Raw genomic sequence first — 24146 nt, forward strand, 5'->3', positions numbered from 1 at the left:
CTCAAGGCCTTTTGGCAGATGGGGACCACCACACCGTCGTCACCAAAGCCTCGGGCTGGTAGTAACGGGGCAAGACTTCAGGCCGATCAAAAGCCGCAGCCCGCCATGACACCCGGTGTACGGCGCCATACCAATGCGGCACCACATAGTGACCGTGCCTGAGGACACGATCCAGGGCGCGCAAGCTGGCCACCAACTGCGGGCGGGTGGTGGCGCTGACCACCTTGTCGAGCAAGGCATCCACAGCCGGGTCCTTCAGGCCCAGCACATTGCCCGAGCCTTCGGCATCGGCCGATTTGGACCCAAATCGTTCAAGCAACTCGGTGCCAGGTGCCTCGCTGCCCACGGTGCGGTTGCTCACCACATCAAAGTCGAACACGTCCATGCGCTTTTGCAGCAAGGCAAAGTCAATCACTTTGTACTGGACTTGAATGCCCAGCTTCTCCAGATTCTTGGCAAAAGGTGTGACCACCCGGCCCATGGAGCCGGAACTGTCCAAGAATTCAAGCACCATCGGCTGGCCCTTCGCGTTGCGCAATGCGCCGTCCCGGTACGTCCAGCCCGCCTTGGCCAAAAGATCACGCGCTTGGCGCAAGTGGTCGCGCAGGGTGTGCCCGGAATCAGCGGCCAATTCGGTCGCCGGTGGCTGCGGTACGTCGGCATCCCACACCGCTGCAGGCAAGAGGGCCCGCAAATGCTCCAGAAGTGGCAACTCATCAGCGCCCGGGCGGCCCTTGGCCTCAAAATCACTGGCCACGAAATAACCTCGCACCCGTGTATAGGCGTTGTAGAAAAGTTGGCGGTTGAGCCATTCAAAATCCATCGCCAAAGCCATGGCCTGGCGCACCCGCACATCTTGAAATTTTTCGCGGCGCAAATTGAACTGAAAGCCCTGAAAGTCACCGGCATTGCCGTGTGGCAATTCGGCCTTGAGCAGTTCACCACGGTCAAACGGGCGGCCGGTGTAGGCCCGGGCCCACTCACGCGCCACAAAAGACTGCATGTAATCGAACTCCCCGGCCTTGAAGGCCTCAAGCTGCGCCGTGCTGTCCTTGTAAATCTTGTAGGTGATGCGGTCAAAGTTGAACAGGCCCTTGCGGACATTCAAGTCACGCGCCCAGTAATTGACATCGCGCACATAAGTCACGTCCCGGCCGAACTGCACCGGCCCGATGCGGTAAGGCCCCGATGCAATGGGCATGTCCGTCACCAGCTGGTCCAGCGGCTTGTGCGCCCCCGCCTGCCAACCCCATTGGCGGCTGAACACGGGCAAAGTGCCCACAATCAAAGGCAACTCGCGGTTGGGTCTTTGAAAATCAAACCGAATTTGGCGCTCGGACAGCACAGTGGCAGATTTCACCTCGCCAAAATAAGTGCGGTACTGCGGCGCCGCTTGCTTGCTGGTGATGCGCTCAAACGAATGCTTCACATCGGCCGCCAGGACAGGATCGCCGTTGTGAAAGCGCGCCAACGGATTCAAGGTGAAGGTCGCCGACAAGCGGTCAGGTGCGACCAGAACATCCGAAGCCAGCAAGCCATAAGCGGTGGTCGGCTCGTCCATATTGCCCACCAGCAAGGTGTCAAACACCATGCTCAACATGCCAGGCGGCGCGCTGCCTTTGAGGGTGAACGGGTTGTACTTGTCAAAATTCGATTGCCGCGTAGGCGGCACCAGCGTGATCTCGCCGCCCTTGGGGGCCTGCGGATTGACATAACTGAAATGCGCAAAACCAGCCGGGTAGCGCACATCGCCAAACTGGCCATAAGCGTGCGCGGCCCAAACGGGCATCGCCAAGCAGGCCATGACCGCCAACAGGCAACTTCTTCCGATCCGAACCGTGTGTCTTGGCATGCGACAATTCTGCACATATTTTCTCGGAGTTGAAGACATGACCCAAAAAACAGGATTTCTGGCTGGTAAAAAACTGCTGATCACCGGCGTGTTGTCCAACCGCTCGATCGCTTATGGCATCGCCAAGGCCTGCCATGCCCAAGGTGCCGAGCTGGCCTTCAGCTATGTGGGTGAGCGTTTCAAGGACCGCATCACCGAATTTGCGGCCGACTTCGGCTCCAATCTGGTGTTCGACTGCGACGTTGGCAGCGACGAGCAAATTGAAAAGCTGTTCACCGACCTGTCGGCCCACTGGCCCAAGTTCGACGGCTTCGTGCACGCCATCGGCTACGCCCCCCGCGAAGCGATTGCAGGCGACTTCCTCGACGGTCTGTCGCGTGAAGGCTTCAAGATCGCCCACGACATCAGCGCCTACAGCTTCCCTGCGATGGCCAAGGCTTGCTTGCCCTACCTGAACGACAAGTCCTCTGTACTGACCCTCACCTACCTGGGTGCCATCCGCAACGTGCCCAACTACAACACCATGGGCCTGGCCAAAGCCAGCCTGGAGGCCTCGGTGCGCTACCTGGCCGAATCTCTGGGCAGCCAAGGCCGCGGCATGCGTGCCAACGGCATTTCGGCCGGCCCCATCAAAACCCTGGCCGCCAGCGGCATCAAGGGCTTTGGCAAAATTTTGTCCGTGGTCGCCGAAACATCACCCATCCGTCGCAATGTGACCATCGAGGATGTGGGCAACGTCGCAGCCTTCTTGTTGAGCGATCTGGCCGCTGGCGTGACCGCCGAAATCACCTATGTAGACGGTGGATTCAGCCAAGTCGTGGGCGGCATTGCCGAACCTGCACAAGCGGCCTGATTGGCGCTGAGCCCCAACAAAAAAGCGGCCGAGGCCGCTTTTTTATTGTCGTGATCTTGGCGCAAACCAAGCGCCTAAGCGCTCAAGACTCCTTCACGCAATCGGCAAAATAACGCTTCTTGCCATCCTCGCTCTTGATTTCGACCAAGCCGTGGATGTCGGTCTCAAAGCCAGGGCACTTTTCGTTGAACTCGCGGGCAAATTTGAGGTAATCCACGATCTTCTTGTTGAACACTTCCCCGGGAATCAGCAAAGGAATGCCAGGTGGGTAAGGCGTCACCAAGCCCACAGTAATGCGGCCTTCCAAATGGTCAATTTCCACGCGCTCGGTCTTGCGCTGGGCAATGTGAGCATAGGCATCCGAAGGCTTCATGGCAGGCGCAAGGTCTGACAAATACATGTCGGTGGTCAGGCGCGCGATGTCGTACTTGGCGTACATCTCGTGCACATGCTGGCACAAATCACGCAGGCCCATGCGCTCGTAGCGAGGATGCTTCTGGCAGAACTCCGGCAGGATTTTCCACATCGGCTGGTTCTTGGCGTAATCGTCCTTGAACTGTTGCAAAGCCGTCAGCAGCGTGTTCCAGCGGCCCTTGGTGATGCCGATGGTGAACATGATGAAGAAACTGTACAGCCCCGTCTTCTCGACCACCACACCGTGCTCGGTCAAGAACTTGCTGACGATGGATGCAGGAATACCGGTCTTGTCGAACTTGCCATCCAGATCCAAACCGGGCGTGACGATGGTCGACTTGATCGGATCGAGCATGTTGAATCCGTCAGCCAGTTGCTGTCCAAAGCCGTGCCATTTGCTCGCCTTCTTGCGCGGATCATTGCGCAAGATCCAATCGTCGGCGCGGCCAATGCCCTCTTCGCCAAACTTTTCAGGGCCCCAGACCTTGAACCACCAGTCCTTGCCGTATTCGGCATCCACCTTGCGCATGGCACGGCGAAAGTCGAGCGCCTCGGCAATGCTCTCTTCCACCAGCGCGGTGCCGCCGGGCGGCTCCATCATGGCGGCAGCCACGTCGCAGCTGGCGATGATGCTGTACTGCGGGCTGGTCGAGGTGTGCATCAGGTAAGCCTCGTTGAACAGCGGGCGGTCCAGCTTGGTGTTTTGCGCGTCTTGCACGAGCACATGGCTGGCTTGGCTGATGCCCGCCAGCAACTTGTGAATGGACTGTGTCGCGTAAACAATCGACTCTTTCGGTCGCGCACGTTTTTTACCCATGGCATGGTATGGGCCATAAAAAGGGTGGAATGCCGCATGCGGCAACCAAGCCTCGTCAAAGTGCAGGTTCTCCACATAACCATCGAGCATGCTCTTGATGGTTTCGGTGTTGTAGAGCACGCCGTCATACGTTGACTGGGTCAGCGTCATCACGCGCGGTTTGACCTTTTTGGCATCCACACCTTTGAGCAGCGGGTTCTTTTTGATCTTGGCCTGGATGGCCGCAGGCTCGAACTCGCTCTTGGGAATCGGACCGATGATGCCGAAATGGTTGCGTGTCGGCTTCAAGAAAACCGGAATGGCACCGGTCATGATGATCGCGTGCAAGATGGATTTGTGGCAGTTGCGGTCCACCACCACCACATCACCCGGCGCCACGGTGTGGTGCCACACAATCTTGTTGGACGTGCTGGTGCCGTTGGTCACAAAGAAGCAGTGGTCGGCATTGAAAATACGGGCCGCGTTGCGCTCGCTCTCGCCGATCGCGCCGTTGTGGTCCAGCAGCTGACCGAGCTCTTCTACCGCATTGCACACGTCAGCCCGCAACATGTTTTCACCATAGAACTGGTGGTACATCTGGCCCACAGGGCTCTTCAAGAAAGCCACGCCACCCGAGTGACCCGGGCAGTGCCACGAGTAAGAGCCATCTTCGGCGTAATCTAGCAAGGCCTTGAAAAACGGTGGCTGCACGCTTTCCAGGTAGCTCTTGGCCTCGCGGATGATGTGACGCGCCATGAATTCCGGCGTGTCTTCGTACATGTGGATGAAGCCGTGCAACTCCCGCAGGATGTCGTTGGGCAAGTGCTGGCTGGTCTTGGTTTCGCCGTAAATGTAGATCGGCACCTCGGCATTTTTGCGGCGCACTTCGTCGATGAAGGCGCGCAAGTTGATCACCGCAGGGTCCAGATCCGGCCCGGGCGAAAACTCCTCATCATCGATCGACAAGATGAACGCACTGGCACGGCTTTGCTGCTGCGCAAACTGCGACAGGTCACCGTAACTGGTCACCCCCAACACCTCGAAGCCTTCGCTGACGATGGCGTCCGCCAAAGCGCGGATACCCAAGCCTGAAGTGTTTTCAGAACGGTAGTCTTCGTCAATGATGACGATGGGAAAGCGAAATTTCATGGCGGAGGTGGGCTCAAGCCCCAAAGAGGGAGAAACAGGCGCGAAGTTTAAGGATAAAAAGTGACTTCCACGCGACAAAAAGCAGAATTACTCAAAAAACCTCATGCGCAGCCGCGATACGAATTGTCAGAGGACACCCAGAACGCACTTTTCCGCTGCTACAATCAGAGGCTCTGGAACGGTGGATGAGTGGTTTAAGTCGCACGCCTGGAAAGCGTGTGTGGGTTAATAGCCCACCGCGGGTTCGAATCCCGCCTGTTCCGCCAGATGTAAACCCTAAGTGATTGATTCACTTAGGGTTTTTTCTTTTGTACTCTTGCTGAGTCACACTTGAAGTCACACTAATGTGCTGGACTTCACCCCTCTAACCACGACATTTCTGGACAATGTTGCTTGGACACACCAATTTCTAAGGCAAGCGCCCTCCTCCATATATATATGTACGAGAGATGGTTGCTGGCTCTGGGTGTATCTCAAACCCAGTACAACAGGTCATAGAGTGTGACTTGCCGCCATAACCGTCAACCTGAAGTACAGCCTATCTTCACAGCGCCGATCCAGTCCAATAGTGTCAGGATAGAGTCCATATTTATTTGTTTGACACCCTGTAAAGGTCCATCTAAGATCCTTGTTAGACAAAACGAGGTATCAAGCGATGGCAAAAGGACAATTGGTCGGTTACATCCGAGTGAGCACTGAAGAGCAGAACACTGCCCGTCAGCAAGAGGCATTGGCCGACTTCAATATCGACAAAACCTTCACCGACAAAGCCTCAGGCAAAGACACTGAGCGCCCACAACTTCAGGCAGCGCTGGCCCATCTCCGTGAAGGTGACACATTCATCATCTATTCCATGGATCGGCTGTCCCGCTCACTGACTGACTTGATCAACACAGTCAGGGGTTTAACAGCCAAAGGCGTGAAAGTTCAGTTCATCAAGGAAGCGCTGACCTTCACGGGCGACAACAACCCGATGGCCAATTTGTTGCTAGGCGTCATGGGATCTCTTGCCGAATGGGAACGAGCCGTCATCCGTGAGCGTCAGTTGGCAGGTATTGCCATTGCCAAAACAAAGGGCGCCTACAAAGGCCGAAAGCAAGCTCTGAGCAGTGAAGAACAAACCAAGCTCAAAACACTTGCCGAATCTGGTGTCAGCAAGTCAGTGTTGGCCCAACAGTTCGCCGTGTCCCGTCAGACGGTCTATGCCTATCTGAAATAAAAAAATCAGATATTTGATTGCCGGGATAAATACCTGGCATGAGAACAACCCTTCAAGATCAGATCACAGACGCTGCCGAGCAGCGCCAGCGAGAGCATAGGCAAGACCACTTCGAGTGGATGCTTGCCCATGCGCACCTGATCACCCATGCCGTCACACTGACACTCGATCCGAAAAAGATCGATGCCTACACCGCTGCCTTCAATCGCTCACTCACTCGGAACCATCCGGAAATGATCGAGCGCTACAAGGACAGCGTGAAACTGTTTGCCAATATTCTTGATCGCTCCCTGTTCGGGAACATGAATCAAAGAAAAGGCAGTCCGTTCCTGTTTGTGCCGGTGATTGAGGGATTGAACAACGGGAAAGTCCCACACTTTCATTGCTCAGTCGGCATCCCGGAAAACCGATTCGATGTCTTTGAGCAGAAGGTGCTGGACGCTTGGCACCGTGTGCCGTTCTCAGGCTTTGCCGTCAAGGTCGTGCCATATCGTGATGAGGGATGGCTCAACTACTCAACCAAGGGATGTAAGTTCCCCAATCGTGAGTCCATCGATTGGCTGAATGTTCGTATTCCCAGAAGTCCTGACCTCATCACCACCAAGTCCTGAGCCACGCTCGTCAAGGTGTAGGTCAACCGCTCTCACGGGATCGGTAATGGCCTCGCCTTGCTGATTTAGGCTTCAATGTCAGAAAGGTAATCAATGATGCCGGTGACGCTAAGATGGAGAAATCTTCATTGCTGAAAAACTGGAATCGAGTTTATGAAACCAATCTCTAAATTTGCTGTGGTGGTCATTTCTATCTCAATTAGCCATACAGCTAGTGCCGGCTGGTTTGACACCGTGAAGCGGCTGGACTGTGGTGTGGAAGTAACCCGGGGGATCGTTCAAAGAGTCCTGTTAGAGCTCAATCTAACAACTAAGAAGGTGAATATTTTTGGCCCAGGATACGGTGTCCATCCTGGTGACGGAGTCATCCGTTATGAAGTTCTCAACATCCGAGAGTCGACTGACACTTTGACATTTGGTGGCATCGGAGAAAAAAATCCAACATATGATCTGGATAGAAAGTCATTACGCCTTTCTTATAATTCAAAATTTTACAAAGAAATTGGTTCTGGACAATGTCAGGTAATTGATAAGTTTGAATTCAAGATGATTCCAATGGACAAGAACCAAATCTGAAAATTACTGAAATGCCATAAGCAAATCTCGATATGAGAATGACACAGCATAGTTTTTTTATGCTGGATTGGCCGTAGATTCGAGTTGCCAAGAGCGAAAGTTACCACTGATCAAAACCGGCAGCAAACGGCCAAGATGAGTTCATGGCTCCCGATTGATGTCTGCCAAATGATTCTGAGCAACACGAACCCGATTGATGGCCTTGGTCTTTCGCTCTTTCTTTTTGACTGCCTTCTTGGCATCAGCCATGGATTTCTTCATGCCCTGTTTCGGGGTCATGGGTTTGATTGACTTGATGATGCCGCTCTTGGGCTTGATTGGTCGAATCACGCTTGTTGATGGTTCGATAGGCTTGATTGACTGCTCTAGCACGGTCTGATGAACGCTCTGGACATTGCCACGACCGTAGAGCCGTGTCAGCAGATACCGAGCCTGAATGAGACCATCACAGCGGATCTGAACCCGTATGGTCACCGATCCCATGCCATCGACAGCACAGCGAACCACGGCCACGAATGACTGAAGTCCATCCCCCACGACTTCGCTGATTTTCATTTCATGCTCCTCATGACTTCGAGGTAGCGCCCACACATGTCACGGGCACTGCTGTTTTCATGACTGAGCCTCAGGACATCCAGTGACATGTCGAGGTTCTGTTTTGACCTGAAGACGGGCAACCAAATATTGGCAATGACCTCGGCAATTTCCTGAGTGCTGTCGCTGTCGGCATAAATCATTGCTTCGGCTAGAACTTCGATGGCGCTTGGTGGGTGTTGAGTAGCTTGGGTGTTCATGTCTTATTTATTTGATTTAGACAGAACACGACTCCATAGGTATTTGATTGCCTAGCCACGGCACATCGCTGGAAAGGCCCTAAACGCTCTTGTTATGAATAAATACATCAATCAAACAAGGAGCACACACCGCCATGATGCTGAACAAAATTCCAGCCAACACATCCCTTCAATCCGTCCTGACCTATCTGGTCACATCCACCAAGTGGGGAGCCAGAAATCGGGCACTGTTCGCCGTTCGCCAGCAACTCAGGATCAAGGACATCGCCCAATTGACGGTCTCAAGCGTCGTGAATTTAGACGCTTCTATCCGTCGATTTGTCTTGGCTCCAGACTGCACTCGATTCGAATTGAGCGAAGCGACACAAGCAGAGGTTCGCCGCTATTTGATTGCCCGCTTCGACATCGGGGGTGATACATTGGAGCCGCTGTTGGCGCTGGACCTCGATGTATCGCTGTTCCCGACCCAAAAGCGCTGCCAGTTCTCACCGAACACATTGGCCCAGCACTTCAGTCACCTCGCCAAGCTCATCCATCAGCGGTTCAATGCGACAGGACGAAGCAGGAGCGCTCAAAACAGATCAGTCAGTAGTACCATACCCGAAACAGTAATTGGGTTGACCTTGAGTAAACTCCTGACTTCACTTGGTGTCAGCCAAGAATATTCACCATGATGCAAATTGAACCATGCCCTAGAACATTAAATAACAAGATGCCCAACTCATCAAACCATAAAAGTCCTAAAATGGAAAATAATAGAACCTACACTTATAAAGCCGTATTGTCTAATAAGGCTGCTTTGGCTGGTGCATTGGCAACTGTTTCAGCATATACAGACATTTTCCATGGCGCCAACCCCATTGAAAGCATTGGTGCAGAAATTTTTCAAGAAATGGCCGGAAATTCAATGCTATTAGAATTTGAAAAATTAGGAAACAAAGAATATAGAGATATTTCCATTGAAGAAATAAAAAACAATAAAGACATGGCAAGAGTCTTCAATTCACTAAAGAAAATTCCACCGACTCCATTTATGGGCAACATTTCAAAAAATATTGAAGATGGCTATATTGAAGTCACATCAAAAGGTATATCGCCGAACGATTATATATTCATCATATCTCCTGAGTTTCTTGCTGCAGTTTATAAATTCAAGGATGTCACCTTGCCGAATGATGATCTAAAAAGGTCTGCAGTAAATAAATTATTTTCTGAATTCAAAAATAATCCTGATAAATTTCCAGAATTTTACAAAGAAATATCTGAAAAAGGACTCGAAAAAGATTTCACAAACTTTGGATCCGATTTTCTTAGCGAAACACTCAAGCAGGGCTTAGAATATGGTTCAGAAAAATTTATAATTAAGTCACTGATTGACAACAATGTCGGACAATTTGTTATATTCGAAGAGGATCATGAGTGAACTATTGATTTGAAATATATTTTCAATTTCTTTATTTCCATTTTTCGAACCTGATTCCCACTAAAATGACAAAGGCCCTGCCAGAGCAGAGCCTTCGATGGTGGACCTCATTCCGTCAGTGCCCGGAGACCAGCGCTCGAACATCCGACTCACGCCAACATGTGGTTCGGGTACCGAGCTTGATCGGCGTCGGGAATTTGCCCTCAGCGACACCCGCCCACCAAGAGCTTTTGGAGATCGGGATGATCGGCGGGATGCCGTTGCTCTTGTCACCCACGATGTCTTTGATTCGAAGCAGTCGTTCCATGTTTTTACTCCTTAGATTTGTTCAGTTCCAGAAACCACGATCAGTTGGGGCTGGGTCGGTTTGGGTAGTGCCGATGTCCTCAGCAACCCTGCCTGTTTGAGCGCCAGCATCTTGTCGATGGTCCTGAGGTAGTCACGGACATCCCGATTGCTGCCGGTGTATTTCTCAAGATTCTTGGTCACCTCAGCCAGCGTCATCACCACACCCTCTTGCTCAAGGATGTGCTGAGCACGAGGCGCAAAATCCTGTGGCGAGATCTGGGTGAACTCGTATTTGTCACAGCGAGAGCGGACGGCATTCTCGAACTTCATCGGGTCATTTGTCGTGAAAATCACCATCAGACGGTCTTTGTAGTCGTCCAATGCGATCCACAGGCGGCTCAGGCTTTTGCTGTATTTGTCCAGTTCATGGAACACAACGACACAGCGCTGGTGCTGGGCATCACCGTAGTACTGGACGGTGTTGGACAGGTAGTTGGCCAGGTCCTCACGGCTCAGGAATTGCTCGATGCTGTCTTGAATGAGCAGACCCGATCCACCAGTCAGCGCTGTGGCCACCAGATTGGCAATGGTCGTTTTGCCATTGCCGTTGGTGCCATACAGCATCAGGTTGTCACAGGAATACTGCCCAGAAATGATCCCCTTCACGAAGAACTCGGTGTCAGGGTCATTGAAAACCACATCATTGATGGTCTGAGGGGCATACTTGATTTCGGTGCGAATGGTCATTTTTTCTCCTTTGGATTTGTGGGTGGCTGGCACACACGACACCATTGCCGTGTGTGCCATGTCGGTCAGGCGGCCTTGAGTTCCTGCTGATCGGCGGATTGAATGAACTTTTCAGCCTCAGCATTGAGCAGGCTCATGGACTGATTGGCTGCCTTCCATTTACGGGCGGCGCTACGAACCAGCGAGTTGTAGACAGCCGTCTCGATGTCCTCAACGACACAAACGATCTTGAGTTCGCCATTGGGGCCGGGCTGAGTGATCAGGGCGCTGATGCTCTGGCAGCAGGTTCCGGTGATAGTCACGGAAGCCAGAGGCTGGCCCTTACGCTTTTCAATGACAGCATTGATTTGTGTGACTGCCACTTCCAGTTCTTGGCGCTTGGCAACCTTGGCTTGGTTCTCTTTGGTCAACTTGGCAACGCCGTCAATGCCATGATTGCCACGGAGCCAGTCAGGAAGTACAGTCGGCTTGACGCTGAACTTTTTGGCAACCTCCACGGCCTTCTGGTAGCAAAGCACACGCTTACGGTCGCTCTTGAACACATAGCGAATCAGAAGACCCAGCACACTGGAATTGCTCTGGACACGGACACCGGATTGGGTGAGCTTGCTGGCGATTTCTTGGCGAAGGGCCAGGCGCTCCTCAGCGCTACGGTTGATGAACGAGTCCTCGTAGAAGCCGTAGACCTTGCCAAGGAGGCCATAGAGCGCCTCGGTGGCCGTCTGGTAAACCGTGCTTTCCCAGACCTCACGCTCACCAGACAGGGCTTCAAGTTGCTGGATCGCGTTGCTGGTATAGACTTGAGTGGCCTTGGCGATGGTTTTGGTTTTTTTGGTTGCTTTCATTTCTATCTCCTAGAATCGTCGGCTGTTTAGCGAAGCGCTCACATTTGTTTCACCGACCTAGGAATGATCTGAAGCTGTGCGCCGACGATCTCGGTCCGGATGACAATGATTGATCCCCGAACCATGACCAGCAATCCCATCCAAGACGAATACGAAGAGCCCCGCCAGAAAGGCATGACCCACTTCCGGCATGCCACCATGGAAGAGGAAATTGCCGATGCCAGCACCAGCATCCGTCGGTGGTGGTGGGAATTTCTGAGGCTCAGCAAGGACTATTGGCTGCTGTGCCAGAGCACTCAGGGCGGAGAGCCTGTGACCTACGATGAGCGGCTGGCCCAGATCTATCGAGACTTTGGCAACATCTACGACTGCTCATTCGAAGAGTGGTGGCGTCGCACTGGCTCCCAGTTGTTCAAGGAGCAGCAACTCCCGCCCCGTGTCCAGCAGATCACATCCGTGGAAAGTGCTGTTTCGGGCAATCGGGCTGGAAAAATTCTGGTCGAAATACCGCTCCAACTGAGCAAGGAAACGGTCCAAAAACAAATCAACTGGATTCTTGAGTCGTTTCAGGACCGACGCCCATCAAACCGCTTGGAAACCAGCACCTCACGCTATCCGATCAATGTGACGCTGGCCCGTCTCAATGTGCTCCAAAAATCACATGAGGTGTATTGCTTACATCATGAATTGATTGCCAAACCCACAGCCATGGCTCAATCGAACATGAGCCGGTTAGATACTGAGTTCCAGGAGCGGGCTGACCTGTTCAAGATCGGCAAGGCGCTCCGAATCAGCCCAGGCAATGAGAGCTTAACCGGCACAAAAGAGCAGATCGACCGCCGTGCTAACAGCATGAGGCAGATGGTCTGGGTCTTCATGAACAGAGCCAGAGCACTGATTGCGAATGCCGAGCGTGCCGTGTTTCCAGACGCTGAGATGCCCGAAAAGACACCCCCTCGGTTTTCGTCCAAACAAGACGCCCAGCACAAGGAACTGGAAGCCCAGTGGTGGGCACTGGACCTGTCATCGACACTGAGCGAGAACAGGCTGGCCATGGCCCGAAAACTCCACTACGACGGCAACTGATCCATGTCGTGGGCGTCTAAAAACAGGACGCTCACTTCAAAATTTAAAACCACATATATATAATTTCTTTTTTTAAGTGGAAAATATTTCGTGAAAAAAATCGACATTTTGCTCCAAAGTAACCCAACTCACATCTCTGCCCCTGTTGTTTGGAATAAAGCAGTTATGATGAGTCACGGCGAAGATGACTATGGCCTATTTATAAACATCTTCCCATCTGGAAGATTAATTATGGAAAGAGATAACTGGGGAAACTCTTTTAAGGAAACCAAGAAGAATATTGAAAAACTCACAAATAATAAAGTGCAAGAAATTGAATATGCCACATGGAATGGATGGGAAGAAAATAAATACTTCTGCGATATAAAATCAGTGAAGTCAGATGAAAATAAATTTTACACAGGGAATAGCATTTGTCACATGAAGAGGTGGTTTTGTGACAAAAACAAAGTTATAATTATATTATTCAATAATTCTGAGCTTATATTTGAACACGAATTAGGCGGACCAAGTAGCTTGGAAATAATCAAGAAACTTGAAAAAATCGAAAGTGATGCATTTATAGCGATCAAGCCAAAGGGCTTCTTTCATCCTATGTCAATAATTTGTGAGCAGTGTTACTTTACAGATGTAACTCCCATTAAAGAAGGCTGGCTATTATCTGAATCCAAAGCTCATCCATGGATTTATAGCACTGAACAGCGAACAACAAAAAATAGATTTATAAATGAAATAGTATCGCATCTGTATCGCCGGTATGAAATTGAGATTCCATTCAACTGGAATTGGTCAAATGAACTCTATCGCAATGAAGTTTATGTGGTTATGGAAAGCAGCATGCTGAAAAATGAAAACAGACACATAACATGTAGTGCAACGCCTATATATCGAGATAAATCGACAAATAAATTACAACGCATTGATAACAGCTCATTGCAAAAACATATTTTAGAGATATGCAATTATGATCTAGGAATGCTGCTTAATTACTTTCATACAAGTTACATTGATCAGATGGCTAAAATTTTATAGGAAATTTTAAATCATTTATTCTAATTAATAGAATTTATTTTCCAAATGAATAAAACAAGAAGTAATTACTTGGATATATATTTTTAAAAAATCATCATTTGCAATTTAAAATACAACACTCAACCGATTACTATCTTTGCTTCTATTGCCTTTTTCATCAAAGCTTGCCCGCAAGTTTCCATTAACAACGCTTCTTCATGAGTGAAATTATCAACAGAATTATTTATTATTTTCAGATATATATCATGCCCATCTACAATCAACTTGTATGCGGCACCACCAAGAATTATTGCCATGCAAGAATTCACACCATTGGTGAGGTATTCTCTGCCTTTGATATAGTTTTTTATTTTAAATTCCGATATTGCGAATGTTAAGGCATCAGTTGAAACTTTTTTTGTGGCAATTTTCCCATCTTTGTCCTTTGATAGCCATCCTATGTCCTGGGAAGCAGCACGCTTCAAGAATTCCAAAATAACATCATCATCTTTCGTTATGTCATTGGATTGATTATTTTTGAATGAATTACAATTTGCTGCAAAATACAATTCAGCAGATTTTATGAAGCGCTCTTTATCCATTGGTTTGAACTTCAGATTTTATTGGTTGATTTTATTTTATTGATCAAAGATGAACGACCAATTTGCACTATTTCCCATCTTAACCGGCCACAACACTTAAATCAATGCTTCGTTCTAGTCTGAAGAAAATTATGCAGGTTGAGCCACAAAATTTGCCCAACCTGCCATCAACGCTCGGCGCTTCTCTAGGTAGTCTCCACGCTGATAGGCTGCTTCGGTCTGATCAGCCAGCGAGTGAGCCAGCGACTGTTCGATGACTTCTCGGCTATGCCTAGATGTCTCACCTGCCCAGTCACGGAACGACGAGCGAAAGCCGTGAACGGTGTATTCCTTGAATCCGAGTGTACCCTTCAAATAGTTACTCATTGCCATGTTCGAAAGCGGCTTGCCCTTGCCTCGGCTATCGAACACCCAAGGCGAGTCATCAACTCGGTTGATTGACTTCAAAACTTCAATCGCCTGATCTGACAGTGGCACCCTGTGCTCACGCCCCTTTTTCATTCGCTCTTTCGGGATCGTCCAAATCGCCTTGTCAAAGTCGAATTCATCCCACTTCGCTTCAATCGTCTCGCTGGTTCTGGTTGCCGTCAGAAGACACAGGAGCAAGGCTTTTGCCGACAACACTGGCGTGATACCAATCGTATGAAATAACGCTGGTATATGAGCGTAAGGCATAGCGGCATGGTGCTTGACCCGCTGACGCTTGCTGATTGACGGCAGCAAGTGAGCCAACTTGCCTTTCCAGATTGCCGGGTTGTCGCCTGTTCTGTGACCGGACACAACGGCCCAATCCATGATGCTTTCAATACGACCTCTGAGCCGTGTTGCCGTCTCGTTCTTTGTCGTCCAGATTGGCTTGAGGATTTCCAGCACCAACTCAGTCGTGACATCAGAACAGGCCAAAGTGCCGATGACCGGATTGGCATAAGTTGAGATTGTGTTTGTCCACTGGTCAGCGTGTTTCAAATTTCGCCAGCCGTGTCGCTTTGTCTCAATGTAAATTTGGGCAGCTCGTTGAAAAGTCATGACATCACTGGCAGCGGCAGCCGCCGCTTGAATCTTGCTTCGTTCAAGACGGGGATCGCCGCCCTGTCTCACCAGTCGGTGATGTTGAACTGCTGTATCTCTTGCCTCAGCCAGGGTGACATCCCTGAGCGGACCCAATCCAATCGTGTTTTTGCCGCCAGCGCCCCACCGAAAAATCCAACTTTTGTTTGGCTGACTCGGGTCGGGTGAAGCCTGAACCTTGAGGTACAGCCCACCACCGTCAGCGTGAAGGCCGACCGTCTTGAGTGACTTGATTGAAAGCGCTGTAAGTTTGCCCATGATGTCTGTGTATCTTGAAATCCAAGATACATTCTAAGACACACTAATGAGCAAAACGCTATAGGATTTGGTTGGACAAACAAAGATCAATAAAATTCATAAGTCATTGATTTGTATAGAGTAAAAGAGATTTATTGGTTGCTATTGAACAGCGTTGGACAACATAGTAGAATGACGCCTGTTCCGCCAGAAACGAAAAAAGCCTGCACGCAAGTGCAGGCTTTTTTTTGCCCAAACGCCCCCGTTTGAGGGCGAATGGCTTCAGCGAACCACGGCCAGCTGGGCGCGTTCACCACCTTTGTAGGTGTACAGCGTCAAAGCGCCATTCTTGATGTCGCCTTTTTCGTCAAACGCAATGTCTCCGGTCACGCCTTTGTACTTGATGGCTTTCAGAGCTGGCAAGTACTTGGCAGGATCGGCAGAACCGGCGTTCACCATGGCGGTTGCCATGACTTTCACAGCGTCGTAGACATAGGGCGCGTAGACCTGCACATCGGCATTGAACTTGGCTTTGAAGTCTGCGCGGAACTTGTCCATGCCGACTTTTTGCTCGCCTTCCACACCGCCGGCCTCAGCGCAAAACACAGTCTCGTCTTTCATGGCGTCGCCAGCCAGTTTGGCCAGCTCGGTGGTGCAAATGCCGTCACCGCCCATGAATTTGGCACTGATGCCCAAGGACTTCATCTGGCGCAGCATCGGTCCAGCCACCGCGTCCATCCCGCCAAAGAACACGATGTCAGGCTTCTTGGCCTTCAGTGTGGTCAAGATCGCATTGAAGTCGGATGCCTTGTCGGTCGTGAACTCATGGCCCACGATGGTGCCGCCCGAAGCCGTGGCACCCTTTTTGAACTCTTCAGCCACGCCCTGGCCGTAAGCAGTACGGTCGTCGATCACGGCGATGTTCTTGCCCTTGAGGGTTTCCACCGCGTATTTGCCCAGTGTGCCACCGAGGTGAACGTCATCAGCCACCACGCGGAAAGCACCGGTGTAACCCTGTCGGGTGTATTTGGGGTTGGTGGCCGAAGGCGAAATCTGGGGAATGCCTGCCGTGTTGTAAATCTGCGAAGCAGGAATGGTGGTGCCGGAGTTCAGGTGACCGATCACGCCATTGACCTTGGCATCCACCAGTTTCTGAGCGGCTGCTGTGCCTTGTTTCGGGTCGGATGCATCGTCTTCGGCCAGCAGCTCAAACTTCACGGCCTTTTCGCCAAACTTCAGACCGGCGGCATTGAGCTCTTCGATGGCCATGCGTGCGCCGTTCTCGTTGTCTTTGCCCAAGTGTGCAATGGCGCCGCTGACGGGGCCCACGTGACCAATCTTGATGACTTGCGCGTCCGAAGCCGCTTCTTTTTTACCGCAAGCGGCCAAAGCCACTGCAGCCACGGCAACAGCGATCACAGACAAGGAACGACGACTTGAAAATTTCATGAAAACTCCGAGGAAGAAATTGCTTCAATCAAGCAAGCCTGAACCATACCGCAACTGGCCCAGCTTGTGACTCAGGAAAAACCTAAATGACACACTTCAGATCGCCGTTGAACTGCTCGTTTTATAGATCTCTGCCCGCTTGGCCCACATGCCCTCAACACTTCTTTGCGCCAGTTCGGCCGCCATGCGGTCCAATTCTGGCCGCAGACTGAGCATCAACTCCTGGGACAAACCCAATATCATGGCCCTTTCAGCCTGTCGGGCTTCCAAAGCAAGCAACAAGGGCTGCGGGATGTCCTTGGCAGAAATCTCCCGGGTCAAAACCGGGATCGTCTGCGGGGGCACATCGCTCAAAGCACGGGCAACAGAGGCATACGTCATGACAGGCTCCGCTTCGATAAATCATGTTGCACCAAATCATAGCCCTGCGCCGTGTAGTGCTTCCAGCGCTGACGCGCCGTCATGCGGCCGTGGTCATCCACCGCCACAATTTCAATCAAGCGCCCAAACTGCTCGAAACCGGCGGGCACTTCATCACCCAAATTGACGAGCACATCCCTGCCAGCGCAGCGCTCAGGATCTTCACTCAGCAAAATGGCTGAAACATCTTGAACATCAGCGCCCTCAGAGGATGTGCTGTGAGGCAAAAAGTCCACCGCCGAGAAAGTCCACAGCGCTGAGTCGAGTTGACGCAAGGCCTGAGCCGAGCCCACCACGCCGATGCGCAGCTTTTGCGTGTGCGCCTTGCGCAACAAACGACACGCATACTGCAAGCGCTCGGTGGCATTGAAATGAAATTCAATCCGGGTCATCGCGGTGCTCATGCAGGGCGACCGGCCCTCGCTGGCACCTTGGCCTTGGCCTTGGCCTTGGCCAGCAAATAGTGCATCAGCAAGGCCACAGGGCGACCCGTTGCGCCTTTGGCAGCGCCGCTCTTCCAAGCGGTACCGGCAATGTCGAGATGAGCCCAAGGGTATTTATGGGCAAAGCGCTGCAAAAACTTGGCGGCGGTCACCGCCCCTGCAGCCCTGCCCGCCACGTTGGCAACATCCGCAAAACGGGTCTTCAAACCTTCGGCGTAGGGGTCGTCCATTGGCATGCGCCAGCACAAGTCGCCCGAGCGGTCACCGGCTTGCTGCAGCTGCAGCGCCAATTCATCGTCACTGCTGAAAAGGCCAGAACGCACGCCCCCCAAGGCAATCACGCACGCGCCGGTCAAAGTCGCAACATCGATCACGCATTGCGGCTTGAAACGCTCAGCGTAGGTCAAAGCATCGCACAGCACCAAACGCCCTTCAGCGTCGGTGTTGAGGATCTCAATGGTCTGCCCGCTCATGCTGGTGACGACATCGCCGGGTTTGATCGCCAAACCATCGGGCATGTTTTCGGTGGCCGGAATCAGCCCGACCACGTTGATGGCAGGCTTCAATTCACCCAAGGCTTTGAACACCCCCAAAACACTTGCGGCACCGCTCATGTCGTATTTCATTTCATCCATTTCGGCAGCAGGCTTCATCGAAATGCCGCCGGTGTCGAATGTGATGCCTTTGCCCACCAGAACAACCGGCGACTGTGAGCTTGCCGCACCGTTGTAACGCATGACGATGAAGCGCAAAGGCTCGGCCGCCCCTTGAGCCACCGCCAAAAATGCGCCCATGCCCAATTTGGCAACATCTTGGGGGCCAAGCACCTCGCATTTGAACGACGGGCCTTTGGCCAAGGCCTTGGCCGCTTGCGCCAGCATGGTGGGTGTAGCGTGATTGGCTGGCCGATTGGCCCACTCCTTGGCCAGCTCCACACCTGCGATCAGGGCTTGGGCCTGCGCAAGCGCCATGCACAACTCCGAGCTGACTTCGGCGGCACTGAATAAGACCTGCTTCAAGGTCCTGTGATGGGGTTTGCTGAGCGTGGTGGTGTAGCTGTAGCTCGCTTGTGCCAGCGCAGACGCAGCAGCATCCAGGCCGCTGGCAGACCATTCACCCGCCAAATAAACACCCAGCTTTTTGGCCTTGCTCGCCTTCAATGCACTCCAAGCGGCCAGCATGGCACTGCGAATTTGGTCTGGCGTGTTGTCTTGCGAGCACACGACAGCCACATGGCGAGCCTTGATGCCCGCTTGACCGTACATGGCCAAAACAGCCCCCGCCTTGAGCTCCAAATCACCGGCTTGAACGGCTTGACTGACCAGGGTCGACAGAGGGTCTTTTTCTGAAGGCGTCGCTGCAGTTTGCGCGGGCCAAAGAACAATCAAAGCATCAAGATCATCACGAATGACACGAGACAGGGCGCGTTTTTGGATTTCGAAGTTCATAATTCAGTTTTTCCTTCCCGCCAATGTTATTCCATTCCACTTTACGCAAGGACCTGGCTCGCAATTTCGGAGCCACGCTGGTGATTTTGATCACCATCGTGATGACCGTCATTCTGATCCGCACCTTGGGTCAAGCCAGCCGCGGCAGCGTCAACCCCTCGGAAGTCATGCTGATCATGGGCTTCAGTGTGTTGAGCCAGATGACCACCATCGTCACCCTCAGTTTGTTCATAGCGGTGGTCTCCACCCTCTCGCGCATGTACAGCGACAGCGAAATGGTGATCTGGTTTTCCAGTGGCCAGGGCCTGGCCCATTTCGTCAGGCCCTTGTTGCACTTTGCCTGGCCGATTTTGCTCATGATCGTTTTGCTGGCCTTGTTTGCCTGGCCCTGGAGCAACTTGCAACTGCAAGAGCTGGAAAGCCGCTTCGAGCAACGCAACGACCTTGAACGCGTAGCCCCAGGACAATTCCAAGAGTCCGCAGGCGGAAAACGCGTATTTTTCATCGACAAAGACAGTCCGAACAACCGTTTTGGCAACCATGTGTTCGTCTCCAGCCTGGAAGACGGCACGGAAACCGTCACCACCGCCCAACAAGGCCGCATCGATATGGTGCGCAACGAACGCTTTCTGATGCTGGACAAAGGCCAGCAATGGCTGACCAACCTGCAGACAGGCGAGACCCGGTTGACCCAATTTGAGCACTATGAAGTCTTGGTCGATGCCAACGCCACATCGGACACCAAATCACTGAGCAGCCGACACGCCGACAGCTGGACTTTATTCAACAACCCGACACGCGAGAACTTGGGCGAGCTCGGCTGGCGACTGGGTCTGGGTCTGGCCGCCATCAACTTGGTGCTGATGGCCCTGGCCGTGTCTGCCATCAACCCTCGGGTCGGTCGCAGTTACCACCTGGGCTTGGCGCTGTTCATCTTCATCGCTTACTACAACATGCTCAACGTGGGCCAGAGCTGGGTCACCACAGGGCGTGTCACGTTCGCATCGTTCATGTTGGTGCTGCATGGCAGCGTGTTCGCCATCGCCATCACGTGGCTTTATGCCCGCCACATGAACTGGTCTTGGCGTGCACTTTTGACCCGGCGTGAACACACCGCCAAGGTGATCGCATGAAAACCGTTCGTCGACTGCTGTACCGCGAAATCATCACGGCCGTTGCTTTTGTGGCGGTAGGCTTTTTGGCCTTGTTCATGTTTTTCGATTTGGTCGATGAGTTGCAATCCGTCGCACGGCATGCATCGCAGGGGTATCAGCTGCAACAAGCGCTGCTCTACATCGCACTCAAGACGCCCGAGCACTTGTACCAGTTGCTGCCCCTGTCAGTGCTGATCGGGTGCATTTTTGTCATGGCCCGGCTCGCGCAAAGCTCCGAATACACCATCTTGCGCACAGGCGGACTGGACCCCCTGCGGGCTTTGGGCACTTTGCTGCAACTGGGGCTGGCACTTGTCGCATTGACCTTTGTCATCGGAGATTACGTGGCCCCCTGGGCAGACCGACAAGCCATTCAAATCAAGGCCATTTACCAAGGCCACTTGACGCTGGGACAAACAGGCGCATGGCTCAAAGAAAATCAAGGCGAACGACATTTTGCAGTCAATGTTCGCAGCTTTGACGGCATCGAACACATGCGCAATGTTCGCATCCACGAATTCAACGAAAACGGTCAATTGCTGGGCATCACCACAGCCGAACAAGCCGAAATTCTGAACGGGGCCTGGCAACTGCAACAAGTACAGCAAAAAACCATGCAGATAGAACCCCGCTCAGGCAAACTCCAATACGAATTGTTGCCCATGGCAGCGCAAACATGGCGCACAGGCATCAGCGCGGACATGGTGGCAGCCGCCTTGCTCAGCCCAGAACGCATGCGCACTTGGGAACTCTTCAAGTACATGCGGCACTTGTTCAGCAACAAGCAAAACTCACAACGCTACGAAGTCGAATTCTGGCGAAAAGTGTTCTACCCCTTAAGCTGCCTGGTGATGCTGGTTCTGGCACTGCCCTTTGCATACCTCCACTTTCGGACCGGTCAGATTGCCGGTCATGTGTTCATCGGTGTGTTGGCGGGCATCAGTTTTTCCTTGTTGAACAACGTCTTCAACTTCATCGGCGTCTTGCAAAATTGGGAGCCCTGGCTAACCTCAGCGGCACCCTCGTTGATTTACAGCGCCATATCTCTGGCAGCATTTTGGTGGATGGTCTTAAGGCGATGACACAGCAACTTCCAATCGGCACGGGCGTCATATTGTTTGCGCACGGTTCACGCGATCCCTTGTGGCGCTTGCCCATCGATGCCGTTGCACAAAGCATGCGCCAGCGCTGGCCCCATTTGCCAGTGGCCTGTGCATTCTTGGAATTGACCACACCGGATTTGCCCACCGTGGTCGAACAATTGATGGGGCAAGGCTTGAGCCAGCTGCGCATTGTTCCCATGTTTCTGGGTGTTGGACGCCACGCCCGGGAAGACCTGCCCAAGCTCGTTGACGAACTCCAGCAAGCGTATCCCCAGATGCAGTTTCAACTCACGCCCTCGGTCGGCGAGCACCCGGCCATGACGACACTGATGGGCGACATCGCTGCCGGCTCAGCATAGACCTGTAAAGCATAATGATGACAATCCATAGACATTCTGCGCATGAACCTTCATCAATTTCGCTTCGTTCAGGAAGCCGCCCGTCGCAACCTGAACCTCACTGAAACCGCCAAGGCACTGCACACCTCACAGCCCGGCGTGTCCAAAGCCATCATCGAACTCGAAGAAGAACTGGGCATCGAAATTTTTGCCCGACATGGCAAACGCCTCAAACGCATCACAGAGCCCGGACAGCACGTGCTTCAAAGCATTGAAGTGATCTTGCGCGAAGTAGGCAACCTTCGCAAAATTGGTGACCAATACAGTGCCCAAGACAGCGGCACCTTGTCGATCGCCACCACCCACACCCAAGCCCGCTACGTCTTACCACTGCCCGTGGCCAAACTGCGCGAGAAATACCCACTGGTCAACATCAGCCTGCACCAAGGTGCACCAGACCAAGTGGCCCAAATGCTGCTTCAAGAAGTGGCTGAAATCGGCATCGCCACCGAATCACTGTCGGCCTACGAAGAACTCGTCACCCTGCCCTGTTATGAATGGCAACACGTGCTGGTCCTGCCCCTGGACCACCCCCTGGCCGCCAAGCAAAATGTCTCACTCGAAGACATCGCTGAGCAATCCCTGATCACCTACCACCCCTCCTTCACAGGGCGAAGCCGCATCGACCAAGCCTTTGCGGCCAAAAAACTGCACCCACGCATCGCACTCGAAGCGATCGACTCGGACGTCATCAAAACCTATGTTCGGCTCGGACTGGGGATCGGCATCGTCGCCGAAATGGCCGTCAAAGACGATCCCGTGCAAGATCTGGCGGTCAGGCCATTGGGACGCTTGCTGGGCATGAACGTGGCGCGTGTCGCCTTCAAGCGCGGCGCTTACCTGCGCCACTTTGTCTACCATTTTGCGCAATTGCTCAGCGACCGACTGACCGCCCCCCTCATCGCCAAAGCCATGACGGGCCACGTCAACGACTACGAGCTTTGATCTCGCACCCACTCTGTTTGTCTACATTCCCCCACCAAGACACCATGAACGCACACACCCCGAACCTGGTCTCCAAAGCCCCCCACATGGGCACCACCATCTTCACCGTCATGTCCGCACTGGCGACTGAGAAAGGCGCGGTCAACCTCGGCCAAGGCTTTCCCGACTTTCCGTGCGACCCGCACTTGCTCGATCTGGTGAACAACGCCATGCGCGAAGGCCTGAACCAATACCCCCCCATGACGGGAGTCGCACCGCTGCGCGAGGCGGTGTCGCAAAAGATCCAGACACTGTATGGCCGCCACTACGACCCCATCAGCGAAATCACCGTCACGGCCGGAGCCACCCAGGCCATCCTCACCATCATCTTGGCCATCGTTCACCCCGGCGACGAAGTCATCGTGCTCGAGCCCTGCTACGACAGCTACGTGCCCAACATCGAGCTGGCAGGCGGCGTGGTCGTGCGCGTGCCACTCACACCCGGTACCTTCCGCCCCGACTTTGACAAAATCCAGGCGGCCATCAGCCCCAAAACCCGCGCCATCCTCATCAACTCGCCGCACAACCCCAGCGGCATGATCTGGTCACGCCAAGACATGCTGCGCCTGCAAGACATCCTTGCGCCGACCGAGGTGCTGCTCATCAGCGACGAAGTCTATGAACACATGGTCTATGCACCCAACCAACACTGGAGCGCTGCGCACTTTGACGGCCTGGCCGCCCGTGCATTCATCGTCTCCAGCTTTGGCAAAACCTACCATGTGACAGGCTGGAAAATCGGCACCGTGGCCGCGCCCGCCTCGCTGACGAGCGAATTTCGCAAAGTGCACCAGTTCAATGTGTTCACGGTCAACACCCCCATGCAACACGCCCTGGCCCGCTACATGGCAGACCCCAAACCCTATCTGGACCTGCCCGCGTTTTACCAGCGCAAACGCGATCTGTTCCGCCAAGGCCTGGCCCAAACCAAATTCAAACTGCTGCCAGGTGAAGGCACCTACTTCCAGTGCGTCGACATTTCAGCACTCGATGTGCCCGAAAAAAACCTGGGCGAAGCCGCCTTCTGCCAATGGTTGACCACCGAAATCGGCGTCGCCGCCATCCCCCTGTCCGCGTTTTACGGCAACAACTTTGACCAGCAAGTCATCCGCTTTTGCTTTGCCAAGAAAGACGAAACGCTCGAAGCAGCCCTGGACAAACTCAAACGCCTTTGAC

At 52.8% G+C, this 24146-nt stretch carries 26 protein-coding genes and 1 tRNA gene; 14 read left to right on the forward strand and 13 right to left on the reverse strand.

Annotation, left to right across the window (positions count from 1 at the left end):
- Position 1 precedes the first annotated feature (1 nt).
- Positions 2 to 1852, reverse strand: coding sequence for an extracellular solute-binding protein (locus B9Z52_RS00920; RefSeq protein ID WP_108411989.1), 1851 nt, complete (start codon positions 1850 to 1852; stop codon positions 2 to 4).
- A 37-nt stretch (positions 1853 to 1889) separates the two neighbouring features.
- On the opposite strand from B9Z52_RS00920, the gene fabI reads away from it, so the two are divergent.
- The gene (gene fabI / locus B9Z52_RS00925; RefSeq protein WP_108411990.1) at positions 1890 to 2705 is read left to right on the forward strand and encodes an enoyl-ACP reductase FabI; all 816 of its coding nucleotides are present in this window, start codon (positions 1890 to 1892) and stop codon (positions 2703 to 2705) included.
- A gap of 82 nt (positions 2706 to 2787) precedes the next feature.
- On the opposite strand, the gene B9Z52_RS00930 is transcribed toward fabI, so the two are convergent.
- Positions 2788 to 5064 (reverse strand): arginine/lysine/ornithine decarboxylase, encoded by a 2277-nt coding sequence (locus tag B9Z52_RS00930; RefSeq protein WP_108411991.1) that lies wholly within the window; start codon positions 5062 to 5064, stop codon positions 2788 to 2790.
- A gap of 175 nt (positions 5065 to 5239) precedes the next feature.
- Here B9Z52_RS00930 and B9Z52_RS00935 point away from each other — a divergent pair.
- From B9Z52_RS00935 to B9Z52_RS00950, 4 genes are all read left to right on the forward strand, one after another.
- Positions 5240 to 5330, forward strand: a tRNA-Ser gene (locus B9Z52_RS00935).
- Positions 5331 to 5719: 389 nt separating this feature from the next.
- Positions 5720 to 6283, forward strand: coding sequence for a recombinase family protein (locus B9Z52_RS00940; protein ID WP_108411992.1), 564 nt, complete (start codon positions 5720 to 5722; stop codon positions 6281 to 6283).
- Between the two features lie 38 nt (positions 6284 to 6321).
- Entirely contained in the window at positions 6322 to 6894 is a 573-nt protein-coding gene (locus B9Z52_RS00945) for a hypothetical protein (RefSeq protein WP_108411993.1), read from the forward strand.
- A 153-nt stretch (positions 6895 to 7047) separates the two neighbouring features.
- Positions 7048 to 7470 carry a hypothetical protein gene (locus B9Z52_RS00950; protein ID WP_108411994.1) on the forward strand — a complete coding sequence of 141 codons (423 nt, stop codon included), beginning with the start codon at positions 7048 to 7050 and terminating at the stop codon, positions 7468 to 7470.
- Positions 7471 to 7611: 141 nt separating this feature from the next.
- Here the strand turns inward: B9Z52_RS00950 and B9Z52_RS00955 are convergent, their stop codons facing one another.
- Both B9Z52_RS00955 and B9Z52_RS00960 read right to left on the reverse strand, forming a co-directional pair.
- Entirely contained in the window at positions 7612 to 8025 is a 414-nt protein-coding gene (locus B9Z52_RS00955; RefSeq protein ID WP_108411995.1) for a hypothetical protein, read from the reverse strand.
- Positions 8022 to 8264 carry a hypothetical protein gene (locus B9Z52_RS00960; RefSeq protein WP_108411996.1) on the reverse strand — a complete coding sequence of 81 codons (243 nt, stop codon included), beginning with the start codon at positions 8262 to 8264 and terminating at the stop codon, positions 8022 to 8024. Before B9Z52_RS00960 ends, B9Z52_RS00955 begins: the two co-directional genes overlap by 4 nt.
- Positions 8265 to 8398: 134 nt before the next feature.
- Here B9Z52_RS00960 and B9Z52_RS00965 point away from each other — a divergent pair, with 134 nt between their 5' ends.
- Positions 8399 to 8938, forward strand: coding sequence for a hypothetical protein (locus B9Z52_RS00965; protein WP_108411997.1), 540 nt, complete (start codon positions 8399 to 8401; stop codon positions 8936 to 8938).
- The gene (locus B9Z52_RS00970) at positions 8935 to 9687 is read left to right on the forward strand and encodes a hypothetical protein (RefSeq protein ID WP_146182753.1); all 753 of its coding nucleotides are present in this window, start codon (positions 8935 to 8937) and stop codon (positions 9685 to 9687) included. Before B9Z52_RS00965 ends, B9Z52_RS00970 begins: the two co-directional genes overlap by 4 nt.
- 115 nt (positions 9688 to 9802) lie before the next feature.
- Here the strand turns inward: B9Z52_RS00970 and B9Z52_RS00975 are convergent, their stop codons facing one another.
- From B9Z52_RS00975 to B9Z52_RS00985, 3 genes are all read right to left on the reverse strand, one after another.
- Positions 9803 to 9994, reverse strand: a complete 192-nt coding sequence (locus B9Z52_RS00975; protein ID WP_108411999.1) for an AlpA family transcriptional regulator — start codon at positions 9992 to 9994, stop codon at positions 9803 to 9805.
- 11 nt (positions 9995 to 10005) lie between these two features.
- Entirely contained in the window at positions 10006 to 10722 is a 717-nt protein-coding gene (locus tag B9Z52_RS00980; protein ID WP_158270488.1) for an AAA family ATPase, read from the reverse strand.
- Between the two features lie 65 nt (positions 10723 to 10787).
- Entirely contained in the window at positions 10788 to 11567 is a 780-nt protein-coding gene (locus B9Z52_RS00985) for a hypothetical protein (RefSeq protein WP_108412001.1), read from the reverse strand.
- A gap of 123 nt (positions 11568 to 11690) precedes the next feature.
- Between B9Z52_RS00985 and B9Z52_RS00990 the strand changes: the two genes are divergently transcribed.
- Entirely contained in the window at positions 11691 to 12653 is a 963-nt protein-coding gene (locus B9Z52_RS00990) for a hypothetical protein (RefSeq protein WP_108412002.1), read from the forward strand.
- Between the two features lie 90 nt (positions 12654 to 12743).
- Positions 12744 to 13685, forward strand: a complete 942-nt coding sequence (locus B9Z52_RS00995) for a hypothetical protein (RefSeq protein ID WP_108412003.1) — start codon at positions 12744 to 12746, stop codon at positions 13683 to 13685.
- A gap of 119 nt (positions 13686 to 13804) precedes the next feature.
- On the opposite strand, the gene B9Z52_RS01000 is transcribed toward B9Z52_RS00995, so the two are convergent.
- The 6 genes from B9Z52_RS01000 to B9Z52_RS01025 all read right to left on the reverse strand — a co-directional run bounded on the left by B9Z52_RS01000 (position 13805) and on the right by B9Z52_RS01025 (position 19331).
- Entirely contained in the window at positions 13805 to 14266 is a 462-nt protein-coding gene (locus tag B9Z52_RS01000; protein WP_108412004.1) for a hypothetical protein, read from the reverse strand.
- A gap of 129 nt (positions 14267 to 14395) precedes the next feature.
- Positions 14396 to 15592: a site-specific integrase gene (locus B9Z52_RS01005; protein WP_108412005.1), complete on the reverse strand. Its 1197-nt coding sequence runs from the start codon at positions 15590 to 15592 to the stop codon at positions 14396 to 14398.
- A 261-nt stretch (positions 15593 to 15853) separates the two neighbouring features.
- Positions 15854 to 17020 (reverse strand): branched-chain amino acid ABC transporter substrate-binding protein, encoded by a 1167-nt coding sequence (locus B9Z52_RS01010; protein ID WP_108412006.1) that lies wholly within the window; start codon positions 17018 to 17020, stop codon positions 15854 to 15856.
- Between the two features lie 96 nt (positions 17021 to 17116).
- Positions 17117 to 17401: a hypothetical protein gene (locus tag B9Z52_RS01015; RefSeq protein WP_108412007.1), complete on the reverse strand. Its 285-nt coding sequence runs from the start codon at positions 17399 to 17401 to the stop codon at positions 17117 to 17119.
- On the reverse strand, positions 17398 to 17832 hold the full coding sequence (locus tag B9Z52_RS01020; RefSeq protein ID WP_108412008.1) for a DNA polymerase III subunit chi: 435 nt from the start codon (positions 17830 to 17832) through the stop codon (positions 17398 to 17400). Before B9Z52_RS01020 ends, B9Z52_RS01015 begins: the two co-directional genes overlap by 4 nt.
- 8 nt (positions 17833 to 17840) lie before the next feature.
- Complete coding sequence (locus B9Z52_RS01025) at positions 17841 to 19331, reverse strand: leucyl aminopeptidase (RefSeq protein ID WP_108412009.1); 1491 nt, start codon at positions 19329 to 19331, stop codon at positions 17841 to 17843.
- Positions 19332 to 19354: 23 nt separating this feature from the next.
- Here B9Z52_RS01025 and lptF point away from each other — a divergent pair, with 23 nt between their 5' ends.
- The 5 genes from lptF to B9Z52_RS01050 are packed head-to-tail and all read left to right on the forward strand — an operon-like array spanning position 19355 to position 24145.
- Positions 19355 to 20464, forward strand: coding sequence for an LPS export ABC transporter permease LptF (lptF, locus tag B9Z52_RS01030; RefSeq protein ID WP_108412010.1), 1110 nt, complete (start codon positions 19355 to 19357; stop codon positions 20462 to 20464).
- Positions 20461 to 21567, forward strand: coding sequence for an LPS export ABC transporter permease LptG (gene lptG, locus B9Z52_RS01035; protein WP_108412011.1), 1107 nt, complete (start codon positions 20461 to 20463; stop codon positions 21565 to 21567). Before lptF ends, lptG begins: the two co-directional genes overlap by 4 nt.
- On the forward strand, positions 21564 to 21947 hold the full coding sequence (locus B9Z52_RS01040) for a sirohydrochlorin chelatase (RefSeq protein ID WP_108412012.1): 384 nt from the start codon (positions 21564 to 21566) through the stop codon (positions 21945 to 21947). The genes lptG and B9Z52_RS01040 overlap by 4 nt, the downstream gene beginning before the upstream one ends.
- A 42-nt stretch (positions 21948 to 21989) precedes the next feature.
- On the forward strand, positions 21990 to 22931 hold the full coding sequence (locus tag B9Z52_RS01045) for a CysB family HTH-type transcriptional regulator (RefSeq protein WP_108412013.1): 942 nt from the start codon (positions 21990 to 21992) through the stop codon (positions 22929 to 22931).
- Positions 22932 to 22975: 44 nt separating this feature from the next.
- The gene (locus B9Z52_RS01050) at positions 22976 to 24145 is read left to right on the forward strand and encodes a pyridoxal phosphate-dependent aminotransferase (RefSeq protein WP_108412014.1); all 1170 of its coding nucleotides are present in this window, start codon (positions 22976 to 22978) and stop codon (positions 24143 to 24145) included.
- Position 24146: the final 1 nt, after the last annotated feature.

Source organism: Limnohabitans sp. Jir72 (assembly GCF_003063575.1).
Classification (GTDB): domain Bacteria; phylum Pseudomonadota; class Gammaproteobacteria; order Burkholderiales; family Burkholderiaceae_C; genus Limnohabitans_A.